At 59.9% G+C, this 20,934-nt stretch carries 16 protein-coding genes; 11 read left to right on the top strand and 5 right to left on the bottom strand.

All coding sequences use genetic code 11. From position 1 onward, the window contains the following. Positions 1-7: 7 nt before the first annotated feature. Together CHR62_RS14225 and rpoN are read right to left on the bottom strand one after the other, a co-directional pair. A complete protein-coding gene (locus CHR62_RS14225; RefSeq protein WP_370318066.1) occupies positions 8-286 on the bottom strand; it encodes a (2Fe-2S)-binding protein in 279 nt (92 codons plus the stop codon). Positions 287-425: 139 nt separating this feature from the next. Further along, the gene (rpoN, locus tag CHR62_RS14220; RefSeq protein WP_123661351.1) at positions 426-1,847 is read right to left on the bottom strand and encodes an RNA polymerase factor sigma-54; all 1,422 of its coding nucleotides are present in this window, start codon (positions 1,845-1,847) and stop codon (positions 426-428) included. On the opposite strand from rpoN, the gene CHR62_RS14215 reads away from it, so the two are divergent. Then, positions 1,846-2,382, top strand: coding sequence for a hypothetical protein (locus CHR62_RS14215; RefSeq protein ID WP_093971083.1), 537 nt, complete (start codon positions 1,846-1,848; stop codon positions 2,380-2,382). The genes rpoN and CHR62_RS14215 overlap by 2 nt on opposite strands. Positions 2,383-2,700: 318 nt before the next feature. Further along, complete coding sequence (leuA, locus tag CHR62_RS14210) at positions 2,701-4,395, top strand: 2-isopropylmalate synthase (RefSeq protein ID WP_093971084.1); 1,695 nt, start codon at positions 2,701-2,703, stop codon at positions 4,393-4,395. A 78-nt stretch (positions 4,396-4,473) separates the two neighbouring features. Here leuA and CHR62_RS14205 read toward each other — a convergent pair whose 3' ends face one another. Further along, positions 4,474-4,818, bottom strand: coding sequence for a DUF1840 domain-containing protein (locus CHR62_RS14205; RefSeq protein ID WP_093971085.1), 345 nt, complete (start codon positions 4,816-4,818; stop codon positions 4,474-4,476). A 92-nt stretch (positions 4,819-4,910) separates the two neighbouring features. Here CHR62_RS14205 and CHR62_RS14200 point away from each other — a divergent pair, with 92 nt between their 5' ends. The 4 genes from CHR62_RS14200 to CHR62_RS14185 all read left to right on the top strand — a co-directional run bounded on the left by CHR62_RS14200 (position 4,911) and on the right by CHR62_RS14185 (position 12,028). Then, positions 4,911-8,855 carry a phospholipase effector Tle1 domain-containing protein gene (locus CHR62_RS14200; protein ID WP_123661350.1) on the top strand — a complete coding sequence of 1,315 codons (3,945 nt, stop codon included), beginning with the start codon at positions 4,911-4,913 and terminating at the stop codon, positions 8,853-8,855. Positions 8,856-8,935: 80 nt separating this feature from the next. After that, positions 8,936-10,621, top strand: coding sequence for an arginine--tRNA ligase (gene argS, locus CHR62_RS14195; RefSeq protein WP_123661371.1), 1,686 nt, complete (start codon positions 8,936-8,938; stop codon positions 10,619-10,621). A gap of 12 nt (positions 10,622-10,633) precedes the next feature. After that, entirely contained in the window at positions 10,634-11,353 is a 720-nt protein-coding gene (locus CHR62_RS14190; RefSeq protein WP_123661349.1) for an SPOR domain-containing protein, read from the top strand. 45 nt (positions 11,354-11,398) lie between these two features. Then, positions 11,399-12,028 carry a thiol:disulfide interchange protein DsbA/DsbL gene (locus CHR62_RS14185; RefSeq protein WP_093971088.1) on the top strand — a complete coding sequence of 210 codons (630 nt, stop codon included), beginning with the start codon at positions 11,399-11,401 and terminating at the stop codon, positions 12,026-12,028. Positions 12,029-12,148: 120 nt separating this feature from the next. Here CHR62_RS14185 and metC read toward each other — a convergent pair whose 3' ends face one another. Then, the gene (gene metC, locus CHR62_RS14180) at positions 12,149-13,345 is read right to left on the bottom strand and encodes a cystathionine beta-lyase (protein WP_123661348.1); all 1,197 of its coding nucleotides are present in this window, start codon (positions 13,343-13,345) and stop codon (positions 12,149-12,151) included. 136 nt (positions 13,346-13,481) lie between these two features. On the opposite strand from metC, the gene CHR62_RS14175 reads away from it, so the two are divergent. Then, entirely contained in the window at positions 13,482-14,111 is a 630-nt protein-coding gene (locus CHR62_RS14175; protein ID WP_093971090.1) for a LysE family translocator, read from the top strand. Between the two features lie 82 nt (positions 14,112-14,193). On the opposite strand, the gene CHR62_RS14170 is transcribed toward CHR62_RS14175, so the two are convergent. Continuing rightward, a complete protein-coding gene (locus CHR62_RS14170) occupies positions 14,194-15,267 on the bottom strand; it encodes an MBL fold metallo-hydrolase (RefSeq protein ID WP_093971091.1) in 1,074 nt (357 codons plus the stop codon). Between the two features lie 176 nt (positions 15,268-15,443). Here CHR62_RS14170 and CHR62_RS14165 point away from each other — a divergent pair, with 176 nt between their 5' ends. From CHR62_RS14165 to CHR62_RS14150, 4 genes are all read left to right on the top strand, one after another. Continuing rightward, on the top strand, positions 15,444-16,625 hold the full coding sequence (locus CHR62_RS14165) for an acetyl-CoA C-acyltransferase (RefSeq protein ID WP_093971092.1): 1,182 nt from the start codon (positions 15,444-15,446) through the stop codon (positions 16,623-16,625). 145 nt (positions 16,626-16,770) lie between these two features. After that, complete coding sequence (locus CHR62_RS14160) at positions 16,771-17,232, top strand: DUF494 family protein (protein ID WP_093971093.1); 462 nt, start codon at positions 16,771-16,773, stop codon at positions 17,230-17,232. 14 nt (positions 17,233-17,246) lie between these two features. After that, positions 17,247-18,116 (top strand): tRNA glutamyl-Q(34) synthetase GluQRS, encoded by an 870-nt coding sequence (gene gluQRS / locus CHR62_RS14155; RefSeq protein WP_093971094.1) that lies wholly within the window; start codon positions 17,247-17,249, stop codon positions 18,114-18,116. Positions 18,117-18,240: 124 nt separating this feature from the next. Further along, the gene (locus CHR62_RS14150) at positions 18,241-20,928 is read left to right on the top strand and encodes a DNA topoisomerase III (RefSeq protein WP_123661347.1); all 2,688 of its coding nucleotides are present in this window, start codon (positions 18,241-18,243) and stop codon (positions 20,926-20,928) included. The last annotated feature ends 6 nt before the right edge of the window (positions 20,929-20,934 follow it).

Genomic DNA, 20,934 nt, shown 5'->3' with positions numbered 1-20,934 from the left:
CGCTGGGTCAGGCCCGGCAGGCAATGACTTCGACGAATACTGCGGGTGCCGCGTCGTTGGCGGCGGGTTCGACCAGATCGCCCAACGGATGAACCGTTTGATGCGACGCCTGACGGCCCCCTGGCAAGTATTCGGCTGCAGTGTCTGCGCAGCAGCCACAACATGACGCCACCCCAAGCTGCGCTTGCAGGTCGGACATGCTGTGAGCGCCAGCGGCAACGGCTGCCTTGACTTGTCGCTCGGTGATAGCGTTACAGATACAAATGAACATGAGAACAATTATCATCTAGTTTCTTTGTGCGTGCAATACCCTGAATGCGACAAAAACCGATAATTTTGTAACCCGTTATGCCCTGACGTGCGGGCAGACACAACCCGTCAGCCGCCCATGCAGCACGACAGTCAGGCAAAAGCCCCGGCCCAGGTCAGACCGACATACTGGCTCGCGCCTTACGCACCGATGCCGGCTCGATGCCGTCTAGTTCGCGGTATTTAGCCACTGTTCGACGAGCAACGTCGACGCCTTTCTCGGCGAGCTTATCGGCAATTTTGGCGTCAGACAACGGCTTGGCGGGCGGCTCGGCGCGCACCATCTCGCGGATCATGGCCCGCACAGCCGTGGCCGACGTCGCCGGCGCCAGCCCCTCACCGCCCAGGGCGGTACCCAAAAAGTACTTCAGCTCGAACACGCCCCAGGGCGTTTGCATGTACTTTTGCCGTGTCGTCCGCGATACCGTGGACTCGTGCAATTCGAGGGCTTCGGCAATATCGCGCAACACCAAGGGCCGCATGGCCTGTACACCTTTGTCGAAAAACGCCTGCTGGTGCTGAACAATAAATTGCCCCACACGTAAGACGGTTTCAAACCGCTGCGCGACACTTTTAACCAGACCATGCGCCTGCTGCAATTGCGCCTGTATCTCTGAACGGTCTGCTCCGCTCCGGTCTTCGCGCACCCATTGCTCGTAGACCGGATTCACGCGCAAACGCGGCACAGCCGCGCCGTTCAAGCGCGCTTCCCAGCCCTTTTTGCTCTTGATGACCACCAGCTCAGGGACGATATAGTCCGCCACACTTTGCGACCAGGCCCGCCCAGGCTTTGGGTCGAGCGTGAGAATAAGCTGATGGGCTTGGCGCAAGATGTCGGGCGAACATCCCAAAGCAGCCACCAGACGGGCGGCATTGCCCTGAGCCAGCAAATCCAGGTGCTGCGTAACCAGCGCCATCGCGCACGCCATCACCTCCGGGTCGTACGCAGCGCGCTGACGCAACTGCAAAACCAGACACTCTGCCGTTGAGCGGGCACCCACACCTGCCGGATCAAACGACTGCAACAAGCGCAAGGCGGCGAGCAACTCATCTTCGTCTACCTCCAACTCGTCGGGCAACACCCCCCGCACGTCGTCCAGAGACACCGCCAGCAAACCGTTCTCGTCCAGCTCTTCGATTAAAAGCTCTACCAGAGCCTGGTCCCGCCTGCCTGCCCGCGTGAGGCGCAGCTGCTGCACCAAATGGTCTCGCAACGTGACCGCCTGCCCTATTTCCGGGCCGCCATCATCGTCGAAATCGCCACGCCCTGTTCCCGAAACACCTGCCGTCAGCGGGCTGTCGTCTACGTATTCATCCGATGGCGCATCGGCCCGGGCTTCGCTATCATCGGCGTCGTACTCCCCCTCGCGCTCCAGCAGGGGGTTGTCAGCAAGCGCCTGGGCCACTTCTTGCTCCAGGTCTTGGGCCGACAACTGCAGAAACCTGATCGACTGCTGCAGCTGCGGCGTCAGGGCCAGGTTCTGGTGTTGCCGCAGTTCTAACGAATGTCGCGATTGCATAGGTAAAATAGCCCGCATGAAAACAGATCCAGCCTACCAGCCCACCGCCCGCGACCATGCCGCGCTACGTCAAACCTTGCTCAAACTTACCGCAACGCACAAAATCGTGTGTACCGTGGTGGTGGTCGTCGTGGCCGTGCTGTGGTTCGAACTACTGACACGCCTAGTGGCTTTTGGCCGAGGTATTGATTATTCGGGGCTTGAAGCCTTGGGCGGGCCGGTTACGCAAATGCTAAAGCGCTATAACCCGTTCTTCTGGTGGGCGCTGGCAGCGCTGTGCACACTTATTATGGCCTATTTTCTGGTGTCTTTTGTGCGCAGCAGCAGGCGCCGGGTCGATGCCCGCATGGTCAACGCCAACGTCATTGCCGGGTTGGCCGCGCAGCTGTCCGAACCCGCCCTGACTGTGCTGCGCTGGGTTTGGGAAGACCCGCGCTTCCCCATTACTGTTGGAGACCTGCAACAAACCGCCACCGAGCTGCGCAGCGGCAGAGCCGCGAAAATCCAGCTTTCGCGAGAACATGCCGCCCTGCTGTCACGCAACGGCCCCTAGCCCACACTTGCCAATTTGGCGCAAATATGGTTGACTATGGGGTATGAACACCCAGGCCTTTACCCCTCTTAACACTACCGGCAACCCCGTTGCCGGCTTGGTTGCGGGTACGGCTAGCACACTCTCCCTTCTCTCGCTATCGCTGCTGCTACCGATCGGTTGCCGGGCCTAGCGTCATGTGGCAGTCCGGCAGCCGTTCAGCCACGCCCCCATTCCGTATTTCGTTATCCGTTATTTACCAACCTTGGGTTGATGCCGAATCTTCATTCGATGTTTACGGGTAACGCGCAGCAACAAACTTAGTGAAACAGGTGCAATATGCTCTCGAACCCCTCCGACAAATACCGTCCGTTCGTGCCGTTCGCGCACGAATTTTCTGAACGAACCTGGCCCAACAAAACCATCACGGCGCCCCCCATCTGGATGAGCACCGACCTTCGCGATGGCAACCAATCGCTCATCGAGCCCATGAGCGTCGAGCGCAAGCTGCGCTTCTTCGAACAATTGATCAAAATCGGTTTCAAAGAAATCGAAGTTGGCTTTCCATCCGCTTCGCAGACCGATTTTGATTTTGTCCGCAAGCTCGTCGACGAAAACCGTATCCCCGACGACGTCACCATTATTGTGCTGACGCAATCGCGCGAAGACCTGATCGAACGCACCGTTGAAGCGGCCGCCGGCGCCAAGCAAGCCATTGTGCACTTGTACAACGCCTGCGCGCCTGCATTCCGCAAAATTGTGTTCAACATGACCAAAGACGAAGTGCGCGCCTTGGCGGTAAAAGGTACGCAGTTGGTCAAGGCCTACACAGGCAAACACCCTGAAACCTCCTGGCGCTACGAATATTCGCCTGAAGTCTTCAGCACCACCGAACCCGAGTTTGCGCTTGAAGTGTGCGATGCCGTGGTCGAGGCCTGGGGCCCAACCCCCGCATCCAAAATCATCCTGAACTGCCCGGCCACCATCGAGGCTACAACGCCCAACTTGTATGCCGATCAAATCGAATGGATCAGCAAGCGTCTTAAAAACCGCGACAGCATTGTGCTGAGCGTTCACCCGCACAACGATCGCGGCACTGCGGTTGCAGCCGCCGAATTGGCCGTCATGGCCGGCGCCGACCGTGTCGAAGGTTGCTTGTTTGGTAACGGCGAACGCACCGGCAACGTATGTCTGGTCACCTTGGCGCTTAACTTGTACACCCAGGGCGTGCATCCCGGCCTCGATTTCTCCGATATCGACGAAGTGCGTCGTTGCGTCGAGTACTGCAACCAGTTGCCGGTACACCCGCGTCACCCGTATGCAGGCGATCTGGTCTTTACCGCGTTTTCGGGCTCGCACCAAGACGCCATCAAAAAAGGCTTTGCACAGCAACAGGCCGACGCCCTCTGGGAAGTCCCCTACTTGCCTATCGACCCGGCCGACGTGGGCCGCAGCTACGATGCGGTCATCCGCGTCAATAGCCAATCGGGCAAAGGCGGTGTGTCGTACCTGCTCGAACAAGAACACGGCTTGGTCTTGCCTCGTCGCCTCCAAATCGAATTCAGCCGCGCCATTCAACGCGTGACCGACGAAACCGGCCGCGAAGTCACCGCCGACGACGTCTACGAGTTGTTCCGCTCTGAATACCTTGACCTCGAACGACCCTGGAAACTGGTACGTCACCGTATTACCGGCGACCCCAGCGCCCAAGCTGGTCATCACTTTGCCATCGAAGTCGAGCTCGAACACAATGGCAAGGTATGCCACCTTAAGGGGCAGGGCGACGGCGCCATTTCGGCCTTCGTCAATGCATTGGGCATGGATGTCAGCATCCTCGACTACCACGAACACGCCATTGGCATCGGCACCGATACCCGCGCGGCATCGTACGTCGAAGTGCGCGTCGGCGAAGCCGGCCCGGGCTTTGGTGTAGGTGTTCACGCCGACATCGTCACCGCGTCATTCCTGGCCATCTTAAGCGCGGTCAACCGCAACGCCGCCATGGCAGCTCAGGCCGCCAAGGTTGCTGCTTAAAAAAGCTTACGCATAAAAACAAACCCCGCTGCTTTTGCAGCGGGGTTTGTTTTTTGGGGGCTCAAATTAAAAGGCGGGTTACCAGACCGGCGCCGGCTCCCAGGTGATATCGGCGTTCTGGTCTCGACACATTTTCATCATGGCCATTAACGGAAACGCGCGCTGACGAAACGTGACCGGCCGCGATATGGGGTGTTCTTTGACATCGTTTTCTTCGTCGTCTTCGTCTTGAAACGGCGAAGCGGTGTCATGAGAAATGGCGTGCTCGAGCCCCTTAATCAGGTCGTCGAGCTGAGCGGCGGTCAGTACGCCACGTTCGGGTAGCGTATCGTAGTGGCGCCCTGCGGCAGAGAGAATGTCGCGGGCATGCTGGGCAAACATCAAGACCTCAGCGGCCGGCTTTGCACGAAATACAACGAGCATGGTAGTTCTCCTCATGGCTATATTCATACACTACCCCAAGTCTTTCGGGTTGCCAAGCCGCACAATAACCGAACCAATCACAAGGGGCGGATATGCGGCAATTTTTCATCGCCACGGGGTTGCGGCGCCTGCATTATCTGCCCGTGGCACTCGTGTTTCTTTGGGTGGCCGGGACAAGTCTGGCGCAAGGGCATGACGGCACCTGCAGCACGCCCACCAACGCCACCCCCTGTGCGGCGCCGGGCAGCATCAGCCCACCCACCGTCGAACCGGGTGTCAATGCCAGCGCAGGCAACCCCATCGACCTGGCCAGCGGCAATAAATATCAATATGAAACCGACTGGCTGCCCGGGTTTGGTCGCCCCCAGCCGGCACTTACGCGCCACTACAGTGCCAATGACCGTCGCCGGTCGTTCATGGGCCAAGGCTGGCACCTTGACTACGACATCCGTGTACAGTCATTTGGCCATATTGCCATCATTACCCAGGCCAGCGGCGCCCGGCTACGCCTGGTGCGTAAGGGCGGCGGCTTTACCGCACCCGCCCATGGAAAACTGCACATGCAGGCCCACGGCTGGCTGTGGGTGTGGCCCAACCAGCAACAACTACGCTTTAATGCTGCCGGCTGGCTAACCCACATCACACAGCTCAACGGCATCACCCTGCACATTGCACGACACGCCACCGCCGGGCCACTCCTTCAGGCCATCAAAAGCGTCACCGTCACAAGCCCAACCGCGCCAGCCCAAGGTCGGCCCAACGCCGCACCACGCGACACCACCCTACATTTCGCATACCGCCTTCACGAAGGCCGGGCCTATTTGCATACGGTCGATAGCCCGGTCGGACGGTTTGTTTATGACTACGAACGTGCAGGCGACGAACCTCATCTTCGGCTGACTTCCATGCAGCGGCCCGACGGATCGCGGCGGCAATATCACTACGACCCGGCCCAACAAGCGGGCAACGCCTATGCGCTAACCGGCATCGACAATATCGGCGCGCCGCCCCTGGGCGCCCGCCACCGGGGCGGTCGCTGGGCTTATAACGCCAGTGGGCAGGTTGTCCGGTACACCGATCAAAACGATACCTACGCCGTCACCTACTTCAAGACACGCCCTGGACAGCAACGTACACAAGTGCAGCGCATCAGTACCTCGCCCCCTGCGCGCTCACCGCCGGCCTGGCGGGCTGATCCGTCCGAAAGCACCACCCAAATCCACTTTGATGTGCAGGGGCAAATCGCCAGGCTGACAGCCGTTACGGGGGCGGGCTGCCCGGGTTGCCCCGCTCCCGGTACGCGAGCTAGCTACGACCGTTTGGGGCAACTGGCACAGGTTAACGGCACCAAGCTGCAACGCGATGCCCGACAACGCTTACGCGCAATTGCCCCCGCTCATGCGGGTTGGGCCGGGCTGGCATTGAAATACAACGCCCAGGGGCAGCGCCACACTTGGCTTTCTAGCCTGACGGGTACCGAATCCCTGGTATACGACGCGCACGGGCTACCGCTGCAACGCCGGTTCGCCGGCGGCAGCTATTGGCAATACACCCACAATGCCCAGGGACGGCCCACACGTCTACTGGCCCAGAAAGACGCGCAGACACCCGCCATCGAGACGCACCTGCAATGGCAGGGCAGGCACTTGACTCTGGTGCGCCACCCAAACGAGACCGACAGCCGTCAATACGATGCGCAAGGCCGACTGGCGGCACGGACGCTCACCCGTTCAGATCACGGGCCCGAATCATTCACAGAGCGCTTTGCGTACGACACACAACACCGACTGATTCGTCATGACCTGGCCGAAGGTGGCGCATTGCACTACGCATGGGGTTGGGGGCAGCAGCTTTTAACTGTTACCTGGGAAACGCGCTCTGGTCAGCGGCACGCAGTTATCGCCAACGCCAAAGACACGAGCAATGCGAAGCAAGCCAAAGGGTACTCATTTGGCAATGGGGTCCATATCCTGACTGTGCTTCGGGCCAACGAAAGCTGGTTGTTGATGTCGGGGGGTGCTGAAACCCGAAAAATATTGCGGGCGCATCACTACCGGCACGACGCGCAAGGCAGGGTGGTCATAGAAGACATTTTTCAGCCAGCGGGCAACGCGCCAGCAGCGGGCCACGCCCCCTTTACGCGATATATCTACGCGTACGACCGGGCCTCACAATTGATTGCCGCAGCGCTGTACGCGCCACAAACGCCACGGTCTGCGCATCCTGGGCACTTACGCCCGGCAACCGCCACGCCCGCCCAGCTATTTTGGTATGCCCATGACGACAATGGCGCTACCGCTGCCATACACACGCCGGCCCTGCCCAAAACGCAGTACCCCCGCATCACCCGCAACGCCGATGGCCTGCCTGCAACCATTGGCGACCGAAAGCTAACTTACGGCCCAGACCGACGTCTGAAAGCAGTACAAGATGACAAAGGGCTTGACGTGCGCTACGCCCACAACGCCTTCGGCCAGCGCATACGGCGCAGCGGCCCGGCAGGCACCACGCATTATTGGTTTCTTGACCGCCGTCTGGCTGCAGAAACCTGGCCAGCCAAAGCAAGCGCCGCCGTGCCCACACCCACTAACAGTGCCCATGGCTCGCATGCTATGGCCCCGAAGACGCCTGTTTCCCGGCGTTATATCTATGCTCACCACGTCCCGATTGGCTTCATCGATTACCAGGCGGCCAACCCCGACGGTGCATTGTTTTACGTACAAGCCGACCTGACAGGCACGCCGCGCTGGGTCACCAACGCGCAGCAAGAAATTATTTGGGAAGCCCGCTACGAACCATGGGGCAGAGCCGTTATCGTTAACCGCCCAGCAACCGCAACGCCAAGCTTGTCGTTCAACCTGCGCGCACCCGGCCAATACTTTGACGACACGACCGGTTGGCACGACAACCTGCTACGTACCTACGACGCCGAATTCGGCCATTATCTCGAGCCTGACCCTCTGGGGCCGGTACCGGGCAACTCGGCTCTGGGGTACGCGGGTGGGCAACCCCGCCGCTACGTTGACCCTCTGGGCCTCATGCTGTTTGCGTTTGACGGCACCCGCAACGACATGAGCACCCACACCAACGTCTGGCGCCTGAGCCAACGCTATACCGAAGATGCCGTGTTTTACCAGCCGGGCCCCGGCAACCCGCACAATACCGATTGGGATGCGGTCACCGCCTACAGTGCACCCCGCATTATTGAGGCCCAGTGGCAATCGTTGCTGAATACCCTTGCCGCAGCGCCCGCTTCGCCCGACGCAGTCATACCCATCGACATTATTGGCTATTCGCGCGGCGCAGCCATGGCCCGGCATTTCGGCAATCAGATCAGTCAGTACGTCAACCAGGGGCTGTTTTCTTTTCATGATCTTCAACGCGGCCTAGTCACAGCTTGCGTCGACCTGCGCTTTATGGGCTTGTTCGACACGGTGGCCCAGTTCGGCCTGAACGGCCAGCACAACGCCGCCTACGACCTGACCGTGAACGCCGGATGGCAGTGGGTAGCGCATGCCATCGCCCTACACGAACGGCGCGCACTGTTCCCGCTGGCCAGCGCCGCCGACACGCAACCCGGCAACGTGGTCGAAGCCCCTTTTGTCGGGGCCCATGCCGATATTGGTGGTGGCGTACTGTACGACAGCCAGGGCCAACCCAGCCGCCGGGGCGACCTGCACAACGTTGCCTTGAACTGGATGCTGTGGCAGGCCCGTGCCGCCGGGATAGTGCTGGCTGACAGCCCTGAGGACACGGCAGTCACCGCTCCCTACCTGCACGACGAACGCAGCGCCACCTTGCGCAGCCTTCAAGACAGCGACCGGCGCCTTGACCGCGCTGCAGGCACGCTGTGGCACACCTACCAAGACCAGCATGCGCGCCTGGGCCACGACAGCCGGGCGGCCGCCGAAGCCTTTATCGACCGCTACGACAACTGGCGCCGCAGCGCCGGCAAAGAAGTGGCTACCGTTGACATGGCGGCCTATACCCGCTGGCTAGAAACGGTAATGGCATGGCCCCCGCCAGACAATCCCTGACCGACGACCGCCACGACAGCGCCGGGCAAATCACGCTATCATTCAAACTTGCTTTTTCTTTTCACCATCACGTCTTATTTATGCTTCCCGGGCAACAACATACCCTTATCGCGCTTATTACGCGCGCCGTCTCGCAAGTCGTCCCCGACGCCACCCCTGCGGTCACGCTCGAACGCCCGAAAATCGCCGCACACGGCGACATAGCCACAAATATCGCCATGCAGCTGGCCAAGCCGGCCCGCCGCAATCCACGCGAACTGGCCCAGCAGATTGTCGACGCGCTGATGGGGCAGCCCGAAACCGCTGCGCTCATCGAGACAGCCGAAATCGCCGGCCCCGGGTTCATTAATTTCCGACTGACCGCTGCTGCGCGTCAGGCCGTCCTGCAGGTGCTGCAAGACGAAGGCGAACGCTACGGCAGCCAGCCCGCCAATCATCAGAAGGTTCTGGTCGAATTTGTTTCGGCCAACCCCACAGGGCCGCTGCACGTCGGCCATGCACGCCAGGCCGCGCTAGGCGACTCGTTATGCCGCCTGTTCACCGCCCAAGGCTACGACGTTACCCGCGAGTTCTATTACAACGACGCCGGCAACCAAATCGATAACCTGGCCATCAGCGTACAGGCGCGCGCACGCGGTATCGCCCCCGACGCGCCCGAGTTTCCCGCCGACGGCTACAAGGGTGATTACATTCTTGATATTGCCAACGACTTCATCGCGCGCAAAACCGTCAAGGCAGCCGATGGCGACGAGGTCACAGCCACCGGCAACCTTGACAGCCTCGACGACATTCGCCACTTTGCCGTCGCGTACCTGCGCCGCGAGCAAGACCTCGACCTGCAAGCCTTTGGCCTGAAGTTCGACAACTTCTATCTCGAAAGCTCACTCTATACTTCCGGGCGCGTCGAGAAAGCCGTCCAAACGCTGATCGACAACGGTCACACCTACGAAAACGAAGGCGCACTCTGGCTGCGCACTACCGAGCTCGGCACCGGCGACGACAAAGATCGTGTCATGCGCAAGTCAGAAGGTGGCTATACCTATTTTGTGCCCGACGTGGCCTACCACGTCGCCAAATGGGAACGCGGCTACCATCGCGCCATCAATATTCAGGGCAGCGACCACCACGGCACCATCGCACGCGTGCGGGCGGGCCTGCAAGGCCTGGAAATGGGCATTCCCAAAACCTTCCCCGAATACATCCTGCACAAAATGGTCAAGGTGATGCGGGGCGGCGCCGAAGTCAAAATTTCCAAGCGGGCCGGCAGCTACGTTACCCTGCGCGACCTGATTGAATGGGTGGGGCAAGACGCCGTGCGATTCTTCCTGGCCCAGCGTCGCGCCGACTCCGAATTCGTCTTCGATATCGACCTGGCGCTCTCAAAAAGCGAAGAGAACCCGGTCTACTACATCCAATACGCGCATGCGCGCATTTGCTCCATGCTCGCGCAATCGGCGCCTACTGCCGCACAGCTGGCCTCGGCCGATATCAGCCGCCTGGTCGCGCCCACCGAGTTCGCACTGCTGCAGCGCCTGGCCGAATTCCCTGCGGCCATCACGCTGGCCGCCAACGAACTGGCGCCTCACCACATTGCGTTCTGGCTGCGCGACTGTGCCGCCGACTTCCACGCCTGGTATAACGCCGAACGTGTCCTGGTCGACGACGACGCCCTGAAGATGGCGCGCCTGCGCTTGGCCCGGGGTACGCAACAGGTGCTGGCCAACGGCCTGGCGCTGCTGGGCGTTTCGGCCCCCGAAAAGATGTAATTACCGGCACCTATGGCAAAAAGTCGCAAATCCAACGCATCAATGTTCAAAGGCAGCTCGCTGTTCACGCTGCTGTTCGGGCTGATTCTGGGCCTGGCCATTGCGGCCGGGGTCGCCTGGTTTGTTACCCAGGTGCCCATGCCATTTACCGACAAGTTCAGTCGTTCTGCACCCACTACACAGTTGCCCGACGTACGCGACGCCCCCGATCCCAACCAAGCCCTCATGGGCCGAGGTGGCGCGGGTGCACCGGCCGACGCCGCTGCGGTTACACCGCCGCAGGCGTTACCGGGCAGCGCACCCGGGGTTACGCTGCAAGACGATATCGGGGCGTTGCTGACCACACTGGGTGCACCAGCCGCCAGCCCTGCCGCACCCCGTGCGGCACCCGACGCCGCTACGTCGCCCCCAGCGCCAGCCGCAAACACCGCACGCCCGACAGCGCCCGCAGCAGCAGCTGGCAGCAACAAGGCACCTGCGGCAAAACCGGCACCCGGCACACAAACCACCTACTATCTGCAAGCCGGCGCATTCAGGGCCGAGGCAGACGCCCAGGCCATGCGTGCGCGCATCTTGTTGCTGGGCGAACAGGCGCAAGTGCAGCCGGCACAAATCAATGGCACCACCCTGTACCGCGTTCGGGTCGGCCCTTACAAAGGCATCGACGACATGAACCGATCGCGCGTTACGTTGTCCAACGCCAAAATCGACACCACTGTGGTCAAGCCCTAAACCCGCCACCACTTGGCCTTTATTTACTTTTGAACAGGACTACTCATGGCATTGAACACCTTTGTTTCCCGTCTGCTTTCTGCCGCCGCACTAGGCCTGGCAGCGTTGCTGCCCCTTTCGGCAAGCGCACAAGGCGCCTTCACCAAAGTCACGCCCGAACAACCGTCCGACACGCCCGGCAAAGTCGAAGTGCTCGAATTCTTTTCCTATGCCTGCCCACATTGCGCCACCATGGAGCCCATGGTCGAGAAATGGGAAAAGACATTGCCCGAGAACGTCGTCCTGCGCCGCGTACCCGTTGCGTTCAATGCCGGGATGGTCGACCTGCAACGCCTGTACTACGTGCTTGAAAGCCTTGACCGTCTTGACCTTCATCCCAAAGTTTTCAAGGCACTGCACACCGAACGCAAGCGTATTTATGACAGCGGGGCCATTGCGCAGTGGCTGTCCACCCAGGGTATTGAGCCCAAGCAATACGAAGAAGCCGCTCGCTCGTTTGGCGTAACCTCCAAGGTCGCACGCGCTAAAGAGCTTGAAAAAGCCTACGATATCCAGGGCACACCCACCCTAGGCGTTGGCGGCAAATACACCACTTCGCCTAGCATGACTGGCAGCTACGAAGGCACTATCACCCAGGCCCAGAAGCTTCTGGACGAAGTGCTGCAGGCAAAATAAGCAGTATTGGCGGGGCTGCATGGGCGTGCACCCCGCAAATAAAAAGGGCGCCGGTCGGCGCCCTTTTTTTCATGCCATAAACAATTCGACACGAGCAACAGCGCCGCCCCAGATTAAAAGTCACTTCCCGGCAACGGCCAACGCCTGCTGAATGTCTGCAATTAAATCGGCAGGATCTTCCAGCCCAATATGCAGACGCACAATGGCGTTCTCTGATTTCGACCAATAGCTGTGTACGGCAATAGCGCCAGGCTCGACCAACTGCACCAGGCTTTCGTAGCCACCCCACGAAAACCCAATACCAAACAAGGTCAGGGCGTTAACAAACGTTTCGGCCTGGGTGGGCGTCAGCTTAAGCTCGACCGCCATCATGCCGTTTGAGCCATGGCAATCGCGCTGCCATAGCGCATGGCCTGGGTCGCCCGGCCAGGCGGGGTGGAAAATATTGACGACGTCATCGCGGCCGGCCAAATATTGGCACACCTGCAGCGCATTTTGCGCATGCTGACGCAAGCGGATGGGCAGGGTGCGCACCCCTCGCAAGGCCAGCCAGGCATCGTCAGCGCTGATCGAATACCCCATGGCATAGTGCGTCTGGTTCAGCCGCGCAATAACGTCGGCGTCGTTGGCCGCCACCGCCCCCAACATCAGATCAGAATGACCCCCAATGTACTTGGTGCCCGCCATGACGGACACATGGGCGCCCAGCTCCAGCGGACGATACAGGTAGCCCGACCCCCAGGTGTTGTCAGTCACCAGCAGCAAATCATGCTGCTGCGCAAACTTGGCCAGCGCCGGAATATCGAGCATCTCGAACAGCAGCGAACCGGGCGACTCGACATACAGCACACGGGTTTCCGGACGCAGTAATGGCTCGAGGTCAGCGACCGTAGCGCGGCTGTAGGTTACATCGATATTCATGCGCTTCAGGACGGTTTTATCCAGATAACGCATAGGCCCATACACACTGTCGGACACCAGCATATGATCGCCGGCCCCCAGCAGCGCCATGACCGACAATGTCATGGCCGACAAGCCCGACGGCGCCAGAAAGCAACGCTCGGCGCTTTCAAGCGCACACACCACAGACTCGAGGGCTTCGTGGGTTTGCATGCCAATGCGGCCATATGTCACGCCACGGTCGCCAGCCAGTTGGGTAGCACGGGCTTTAGCCAGGGCATCAAGGCTTTCAAAGCGTACCGTGCTGGTACGCACAGAAGGCAGGGCTACCGGCGCAGCGCCCGTTGCCGGATCGAAAGGCGCCATGCCCGTGTGCATTAATAGGGTATCGAGATGATGGTTTTTTGAAGCGCTCATGAGTATGTAGAACGGTCGCTGGCGCCCGGCAAACAAACGATTGCGCAAACAACCGTCGGCAGAACGACATTGGCGACTCAGAAATGATTTAACATCGGCCGGTTCAATACTACCTCACCCCGACCCGGATCGCCTTATGCTGACCTTCGATCTTGCTCTGTCTTTTTTCGGCATCGCCGTACTGCTGGCGCTGAGCCCGGGGCCCGATAACCTGTTCGTGCTTATGCAATCGGCGTTGTGGGGGCGCACGTCGGGCATGATGGTGGTGCTGGGCCTGTGCACTGGCCTGGTCGGTCATACGCTGGCCGTCGCGGTCGGCCTGGCGGCCGTATTTGCCGCCTCTGAAGCTGCATTCACCGCATTAAAACTGGCTGGCGCCGCCTACCTGCTGTATTTGGCCTGGGGGGCCTGGCGTGCCCCCGTCAGCACCCGCGCCGATGCCCGTCCGCCGCAACTATCGTACGGTGCCTTGTACCGGCGGGGCATTTTCATGAATCTGACCAACCCGAAAGTGTCCTTGTTCTTTTTGGCCTTCTTGCCGCAATTTACGTCGCCGGCACGCGGTTCGGTGGCGTTGCAAACGGTTAGCTTGGGGGCCTTGTTCATGTTGGCCGCATTTGTGGTGTTTGCCTGCATTGCGCTGTTTTCCGGCTGGTTCAGCCAGCATTTGCAAAAATCGGCCACCACGCAACGGCTGATCAACCGGGGCTCGGCCCTGGTGTTTGTCGGCCTGGCCATCAGGCTGCTGATGGCAGGGCGGCAATAAGCACCCGGGCAACGCCCCTAGGCGCGCCAAAACGCGCAGCAGCGGCGCAGTACCTGCTGCGCCAGCTTGCATGCAGCATGCATCACGCGTGACTGAACCTGTAAACGCCGTCTTCAAAGACCCGTTTCAACTTGCCTTCAAACCACAACGCATGCAGGTGCGCCAGCGCCTCGCCAATGGCAAACGACAACTGGTGCGGGTCGAGCTCTCGTTTGAACATCATGGGAACGATTTCGCCGGCCGTGGTAGGGCGGGCACAGGCTGCATACACTTCTTCGAGCCGATCGGCGTGGTGGGCGCATTGCTGGGCGATACGCTCGTGCAGGCCCACAAACGGGCGACCATGCGAAGGCAAGACCAGCGTGTCGTGGGGTAATTCGTCGTAATCGCGCAGCGACTTCAAATACAAGGGCAGGGGGTTGGACTCGGGCTCGAAGTCGAACACACTGACGTTGGTTGAAATACGCGGTAATACCATGTCGCCCGAAATAAGGACCTTCAAGGTGTCGCAATACAGCGAAACATGCTCGGGCGCATGACCATAACCCATAATGACGCGCCACTCCCGCCCCCCGATTTGCAGACGGTCATCGTTCATGATGCGAATAAACGAGGCGGGCATATCGGGTACATGACTGGGGTAATACTTGCCGCGCTCGCGGATTTTTTCCTGGGCTTGCGGGTCTTGCAAGCCATGACGCAAGAAGTGCTGCAGCGCAATGTGACCGCCTGTTCCGCCACCCGCACCAGCATCACCCGGCGCCGCCGGGCGTGACCACAACCGGGCAATCGCAAAATCAGTCATCGACATCCATAATTGCACGCCCCACCGTTCGCACAACCAATGCGCCAGGCCCACGTGGTCGGGGTGCATGTGCGTCACAATCACGCGCAGCACCGGCAGACCTTCAAGCTGGGTATTGAAAATGTCTTCCCACAGTGCCTTTACCGGTTCGCGAGACACCCCGGTATCGACTATGGTCCAACCCTCACGTCCGTCGATCTGGTCGCGCATCAGCCATAAATTGATATGGTCGAGCGCAAAAGGCAAAGGCATGCGAACCCAGCGCACCCCATCGGCCACGGCCAGCGCGTGACCAGGATCGGGCATCGTGTTGCCCATGGGATAGCTGAGTTTTTGTTCGTTTGGGTTCATACTGGGTGTCTCCGGTACAACGTAAAAAATTTCACTTTGATCTGATGTTTGGATTTATCTTAACTCAGTGTTAACACTAAAATTTTCAGGTTTCGCTAGAATAAACACTTAAATAAACATTTAAAACCTAAAGTATTCTGTCCATACCTCTTACCTTATTACCAAGGAGCACAACCATGTCTGACCCCATCGTCCTCGTCTCGGTAGCCCGTACGCCCATGGGCGGCATGATGGGCAGCCTGTCCGGGTTGGCTGCTCACGAACTGGGCGCCATTGCCATTAAAGCCGCCCTCGAGCGTGCGGGCGTTTCCGGCGACGCCGTCAACGAAGTCATCATGGGTAACGTACTGCAAGCCGGCCAGGGCCAGGCGCCTGCTCGCCAAGCCGCGCTGGGCGCCGGTTTGCCCCAGGGCGTTGGCTGCACGACCATCCACAAAGTCTGCGGTTCGGGGCTTAAAGCTGCCATGTTCGGGCACGACCTGCTGGTCGCCGGCAGCGCCGACGTCGTCGTTGCGGGCGGCCAAGAAAGCATGAGCAACGCCCCCTACCTGCTGCTGCGCGGTCGCCAAGGCTACCGTTACGGCCACTCTACCGTGTACGACCACATGGCCCTTGACGGCCTCGAAGACGCCTACCAGCGGGGTACTGCCATGGGCGTATTTGCCGAAGCCTGCGCCGACAAATACAGCTTCACACGCGAAGAACAAGACGCGTATGCGCTCGAATCGCTGCGCCGTGCCCGCGCTGCCACCGAAGACGGCAGCTTCAAATGGGAAATCGCACCAGTGACCGTCGCCGGCCGCAAAGGCGACACTGTCATCGATGCTGACGAAGGCCCCGCCAAAGCCATGCCCGAAAAAATTCCCGCGCTTAAACCAGCCTTCAAAAAAGACGGCACAGTCACAGCTGCGAACGCGTCATCCATTTCCGACGGCGCCGCCGCCATGGTAATGATGCGCGAATCGACGGCTAAAAAACTGGGCGCTACACCCCTGGCCCGCGTGGTTGCGCATGCCCAGCACTCGCAAGCTCCCGAGTGGTTCACCACAGCACCTGTCGGCGCACTGAAAAACCTCTTGGCCAAAACCGGCTGGAGCGCGAACGACGTTGATCTCTACGAAATCAACGAAGCCTTCGCCGTCGTCACCATGGCCGCCATGCGCGAACTGAATCTGGATCACGCCAAGGTCAATGTTCATGGCGGCGCCACCGCTCTGGGCCACCCCATTGGGGCATCGGGCGCACGCCTGGTCACCACGCTGGTCGGCGCGCTGCGCAAAACCGGCGGCAAGCGCGGTATTGCTACGCTATGTATCGGCGGCGGCGAAGCCGTCGCCATGGCTATCGAAATGGTCTGATCGCCTAGCCACATCCACGCTGCGGGTGCCGCCTCTAACGCGCCCGCAGCGTATTGCCTACAGTCTTTTTCCCGGCTTGCAGCGGTCGTAAAAACCGCGTACAGTGAATTCCGGTATTACCGATTTTTCCTCTAAGCCGCACCTTATGTACGATATCCTCGTCTACCTTTTCGAAAACTACTACACCCCACAAGCCTGCCCCGATGCCGACGTTCTGGCGCACAAGCTGGCTGCCGCCGGGTTCGAGCACGAAGACATCGACGAAGCCCTGGGGTGGCTCTACGGGTTGGCACAAACAACCGAGCACTGCGTTCAGTTATCACAGGTGCCTCAAAGCAACAGCACCCGCGTCTACACCGACCACGAATACCAAAGTCTGGGCACCGAAGCCATCGGCTTTATCAGCTTCCTCGAAGGCTCGGGGGTTTTGCCGGCCGCGCTGCGCGAAATCCTCATCGAGCGCGCCGAAGCTGCGGCCGAATCGCCCATTCCCCTCGAAAAGCTCAAGATCCTCACCCTCATGGTGCTCTGGAGCCAGGAAGCCGAGGTCGATCACCTGGTGCTCGAAGAACTGCTCACCGACGAGCACACCCGGCTGTCGCACTAAGCGGCGCTACCTGCATGGCGGCAGTACCTTCCGTGCCAACCGGCTACATCGGCCGGTTTGCGCCTAGCCCCAGCGGCCCGCTGCACGACGGCTCCCTGGTAGCGGCCATGGCCAGCTACCTCGATGCCCAAGCGCATAACGGGCAATGGCTCTTACGCATCGAAGACATCGATACGCCGCGCGTTGTACCCGGTGCCGACCAGGTCATCATGGGCCAGTTGCAGGCCCTGGGCATGCACTGGGATGGCGAACCCGTATGGCAATCACAGCGGTTGCCTGCCTATCAAGCGGCTTTCGAAACCCTCAAGGCCCAAGGCCGGGTATTTGGCTGCGGCTGCACCCGTCAGCAAGTAGGTAAAGGCCCTTACCCGGGCACGTGCCGAAACGGCATTCCTTTTGGCGGCCAGGTTCGGGCATGGCGCTTTCGGGTCGAGCCGGGCGTGGTGCCCTTCAACGACCGCTGGCTGGGGCCGCAACAGCAAAATGTGGCCCACGACGTTGGGGACGTGATTATCCGGCGCGCCGACGGCTTGTGGGCTTACCAGTTTGTCGTCGTGGTCGACGACGCCTTCCAAGGCGTGACCGACATTGTGCGCGGGGCAGACCTGCTTGACTCTACCGCTCGCCAAATACTGCTGGCCCGTGCACTGGGGGTCACCCCCCCTCGCGTCATGCATGTCCCACTGGTGCTCGACGCTCACGGCTTAAAGCTATCGAAGCAAAACCATGCCGAGCCTTTCGATTGCGACAACCCGTTGCGCACACTGAACCGGGCTTGGGTCCGGCTGGGCTTTGACAGCCTGAATGACGCCACCAGCACGGCCGATTTCTGGGCCAAAGCCACCCAACACTGGCGAGCCAGATTTCAACATTTGATATATTGAGCCCATTCGCGGCCTGCCACGGCGTGGCAAAATTGGCCCATTCGCGGCATCTTCACTTGCACGGGGCCCGCCACCCCTCGTATGATCCGCGCTATTGCTGCCAACCCGCAGTTACTGGAACACAATGACTAAAACGCTGATTATTGCCGAGAAGCCCTCGGTAGCCCTTGATATTTCGCGCGCCCTTGGCGGGTTTACGCGCGAGGGGGATTACTTCGAAAATGATCAATATGTGCTGGCGTCCAGCATCGGCCACCTGCTGAGCCTGGTCGCGCCCAACGATCCGGTGCGCGGCAAATGGAGCTTTGCCCATTTACCGGTCATCCCGTCGCAATTCGAACTGGGCCCGGCCGACAAGCGCTCCAGCGAGCGCCTGAAACTGCTGGTCAAGCTGCTCAAGCGCAAAGATGTCGGGGCCATCATTAATGCCTGCGACGCGGGGCGCGAAGGCGAACTGATTTTCCGTTATATCGTGCAATACGCGGGCGTCAACAAGCCCATCAAGCGGCTTTGGCTGCAATCCATGACGCAATCGGCCATTCGAGAGGCCTTCGAAAAGCTGCGCGACGACGACGATCTCAAGCCCCTCGAGGCTGCTGCACGCTCGCGCGCCGAAGCCGACTGGCTGGTGGGCATCAATGGCACACGGGCCATGACCGCCTTCAACAGTAAAGACGGCGGCTTCTTTAAAACACCGGTGGGGCGGGTGCAAACGCCCACCCTGGCCATCGTCATGGAGCGCGAAGAACGTATTCGCAAGTTTCAGTCGCGCGATTACTGGGAAGTGCACGCCACATTTGTGGCCGCTGCAGGGTTTTACCCCGGCCGCTGGTTCGACCCTAAATTCGTCAAAAACGAACAAGACCCCGAACAGCGCGACTCGCGCCTGTGGTCTAAAACTGCCGCACAAACCATTGTGGCGGCCTGCCGCAACCAACCGGGCAAAGTCACCGAAGAGTCCAAGCCCACCACGCAGATGTCGCCGGCACTGTTCGACCTGACGTCGCTGCAACGCGAGGCTAACTCGCGCTTCGGGTTTTCGGCCAAGGCCACGCTGGCTCTGGCACAAACCTTGTACGAACGTCATAAAGCGCTTACCTATCCTCGTACCGATTCGCGTTATCTGCCCGAAGACTACCTGCCCACGGTCAAAGACACCGTAGCAGCGCTGGCTGAAGCCCAGTCCAATGTAGCGGCCGGCATGCAGCCGTTTGCCAAGCAGTTGCACAAGTCGGGCTGGATCAAACCCAACAAACGCATCTTCGATAACAAGAAGGTGTCAGACCACTTTGCCATCATTCCAACGCTGCAGGTTCCCAAAGACCTCAGCGAGGCCGAAAGCAAAATTTACGAAATGGTCACGCGCCGTTTCATGGCGGTGTTTTTCCCGGCGGCCGAGTTCCGCGTCACCACGCGCATTACCGAGGTATCGGGACACCACTTCAAAACCGAGGGTAAGGTGCTGGTGTCGCCTGGCTGGCTGGCCATTTATGGCCGCGACGCCCAAGGTGACGACACCAACCTGGTGGCCGTTGCCCAAAACGAAACAGTCAAAACCGACGAGATCGAAGCCCGCGACCTGGTCACCAAGCCACCCGCCCGCTTTACCGAGGCCACGCTGCTGTCGGCTATGGAAGGGGCCGGTAAGCTGATCGATGACGAGGCGCTGCGCGAGGCCATGTCCGAGCGCGGACTGGGCACGCCAGCCACCCGCGCAGCCATTATCGAAGGTTTATTGAACGAAGGCTATTTGCGCCGCGAAGGGCGCGAAATGGTGCCCAGCGCCAAAGCACGCCAGCTCATGACGCTGTTGTCGGGCCTTGGCGTTAGCGAACTGACATCGCCCGAACTGACCGGCGAATGGGAACAACGCCTGAAACAAATCGAGCAACGCCAGCTCGACCGCGATGAATTCATGCGCGAAATTGCGCAAATCACGCAAATCATCGTCAAGCGCGCCAAAGAGTACGAACGCGATACCGTGCCCGGCGACTACGCTACGCTAAGCACACCGTGCCCGAAATGCGGTGGGGTAGTTAAAGAAAACTATCGTCGGTACGCCTGCACCGCCTGCGACTTTTCTATCGGCAAGCATCCGGGTGGCCGCACCTTCGAGGTGCCTGAAGTCGAAGCACTGCTTAAAGAGCGCACACTGGGCCCGCTGTCTGGCTTCATCAGCAAAATGGGGCGGCCTTTTGCCGCGCTTTTGCGCATTACCGACGACTACAAGCTTGAGTTCGATTTCGGCCAGAACGATGCCGAGAACGAAGAAGCGGTGGACTTTTCCGGCCACACCCCGCTGGGGGCTTGCCCCAAATGCGGTAGCCAAGTGTTCGAACATGGCATGAACTACGTGTGCGAAAAATCCATCGGCCCCGAAAAGTCGTGCGATTTCCGATCGGGCAAAGTCATTTTGCAGCAAGAAATTGCCGCTGCTCAAATGCAAAAGCTGCTGGCTGATGGCAAAACCGACTTGCTGGACGGCTTTGTCTCCAGCCGCACCAACCGCAAGTTCAAGGCGTTTTTAGTTAAACAGGCTAACGGCAAAATCGGCTTCGAATTTGAAGCTCGGCCCGAAAAAGCCGGTGCCAAAAAGACCGCCGCGAAGAAAACAGCAAGCAAAACCGCTGCTGCGACTGCGGCCGAAGATGCCAGCACGACAACGTCTGCCGTAAAGAAAGCCGCGGCCAAAAAGACAGCAGCCAAGAAGGCCGCTACCAAAGCAAGCAAAACGGCAGCCAAAAAAACTGCCGTCAAAAAAGCGACAAAGGCGGTAGCCGCAACGGCCGATGACGACGACCCACCGTTTTAATTAAGA

The organism is Pusillimonas sp. NJUB218 (assembly GCF_003788685.1).
Taxonomy (GTDB): domain Bacteria; phylum Pseudomonadota; class Gammaproteobacteria; order Burkholderiales; family Burkholderiaceae_B; genus Neopusillimonas.
Note: the sequence above shows the minus strand (reverse complement) of the source record. Positions and strands in the feature narration are given on the sequence as shown.

What these genes read in the sequence shown, in the direction of transcription:
- CHR62_RS14175 (WP_093971090.1), top strand. Translation starts at nt 13,482, where the DNA reads ATGCTGACCTTCGATCTTGCTCTGTCTTTTTTCGGCATCGCCGTACTG.
- CHR62_RS14185 (WP_093971088.1), top strand. Translation starts at nt 11,399, where the DNA reads ATGGCATTGAACACCTTTGTTTCCCGTCTGCTTTCTGCCGCCGCACTA.
- CHR62_RS14200 (WP_123661350.1), top strand. Translation starts at nt 4,911, where the DNA reads ATGCGGCAATTTTTCATCGCCACGGGGTTGCGGCGCCTGCATTATCTG.
- CHR62_RS14215 (WP_093971083.1), top strand. Translation starts at nt 1,846, where the DNA reads ATGAAAACAGATCCAGCCTACCAGCCCACCGCCCGCGACCATGCCGCG.
- CHR62_RS14225 (WP_370318066.1), bottom strand. Translation starts at nt 286, where the DNA reads ATGATAATTGTTCTCATGTTCATTTGTATCTGTAACGCTATCACCGAG.
- CHR62_RS14190 (WP_123661349.1), top strand. Translation starts at nt 10,634, where the DNA reads ATGGCAAAAAGTCGCAAATCCAACGCATCAATGTTCAAAGGCAGCTCG.
- CHR62_RS14160 (WP_093971093.1), top strand. Translation starts at nt 16,771, where the DNA reads ATGTACGATATCCTCGTCTACCTTTTCGAAAACTACTACACCCCACAA.
- CHR62_RS14205 (WP_093971085.1), bottom strand. Translation starts at nt 4,818, where the DNA reads ATGCTCGTTGTATTTCGTGCAAAGCCGGCCGCTGAGGTCTTGATGTTT.
- CHR62_RS14165 (WP_093971092.1), top strand. Translation starts at nt 15,444, where the DNA reads ATGTCTGACCCCATCGTCCTCGTCTCGGTAGCCCGTACGCCCATGGGC.
- rpoN (WP_123661351.1), bottom strand. Translation starts at nt 1,847, where the DNA reads ATGCGGGCTATTTTACCTATGCAATCGCGACATTCGTTAGAACTGCGG.
- CHR62_RS14170 (WP_093971091.1), bottom strand. Translation starts at nt 15,267, where the DNA reads ATGAACCCAAACGAACAAAAACTCAGCTATCCCATGGGCAACACGATG.
- leuA (WP_093971084.1), top strand. Translation starts at nt 2,701, where the DNA reads ATGCTCTCGAACCCCTCCGACAAATACCGTCCGTTCGTGCCGTTCGCG.
- CHR62_RS14150 (WP_123661347.1), top strand. Translation starts at nt 18,241, where the DNA reads ATGACTAAAACGCTGATTATTGCCGAGAAGCCCTCGGTAGCCCTTGAT.
- metC (WP_123661348.1), bottom strand. Translation starts at nt 13,345, where the DNA reads ATGAGCGCTTCAAAAAACCATCATCTCGATACCCTATTAATGCACACG.
- argS (WP_123661371.1), top strand. Translation starts at nt 8,936, where the DNA reads ATGCTTCCCGGGCAACAACATACCCTTATCGCGCTTATTACGCGCGCC.
- gluQRS (WP_093971094.1), top strand. Translation starts at nt 17,247, where the DNA reads ATGGCGGCAGTACCTTCCGTGCCAACCGGCTACATCGGCCGGTTTGCG.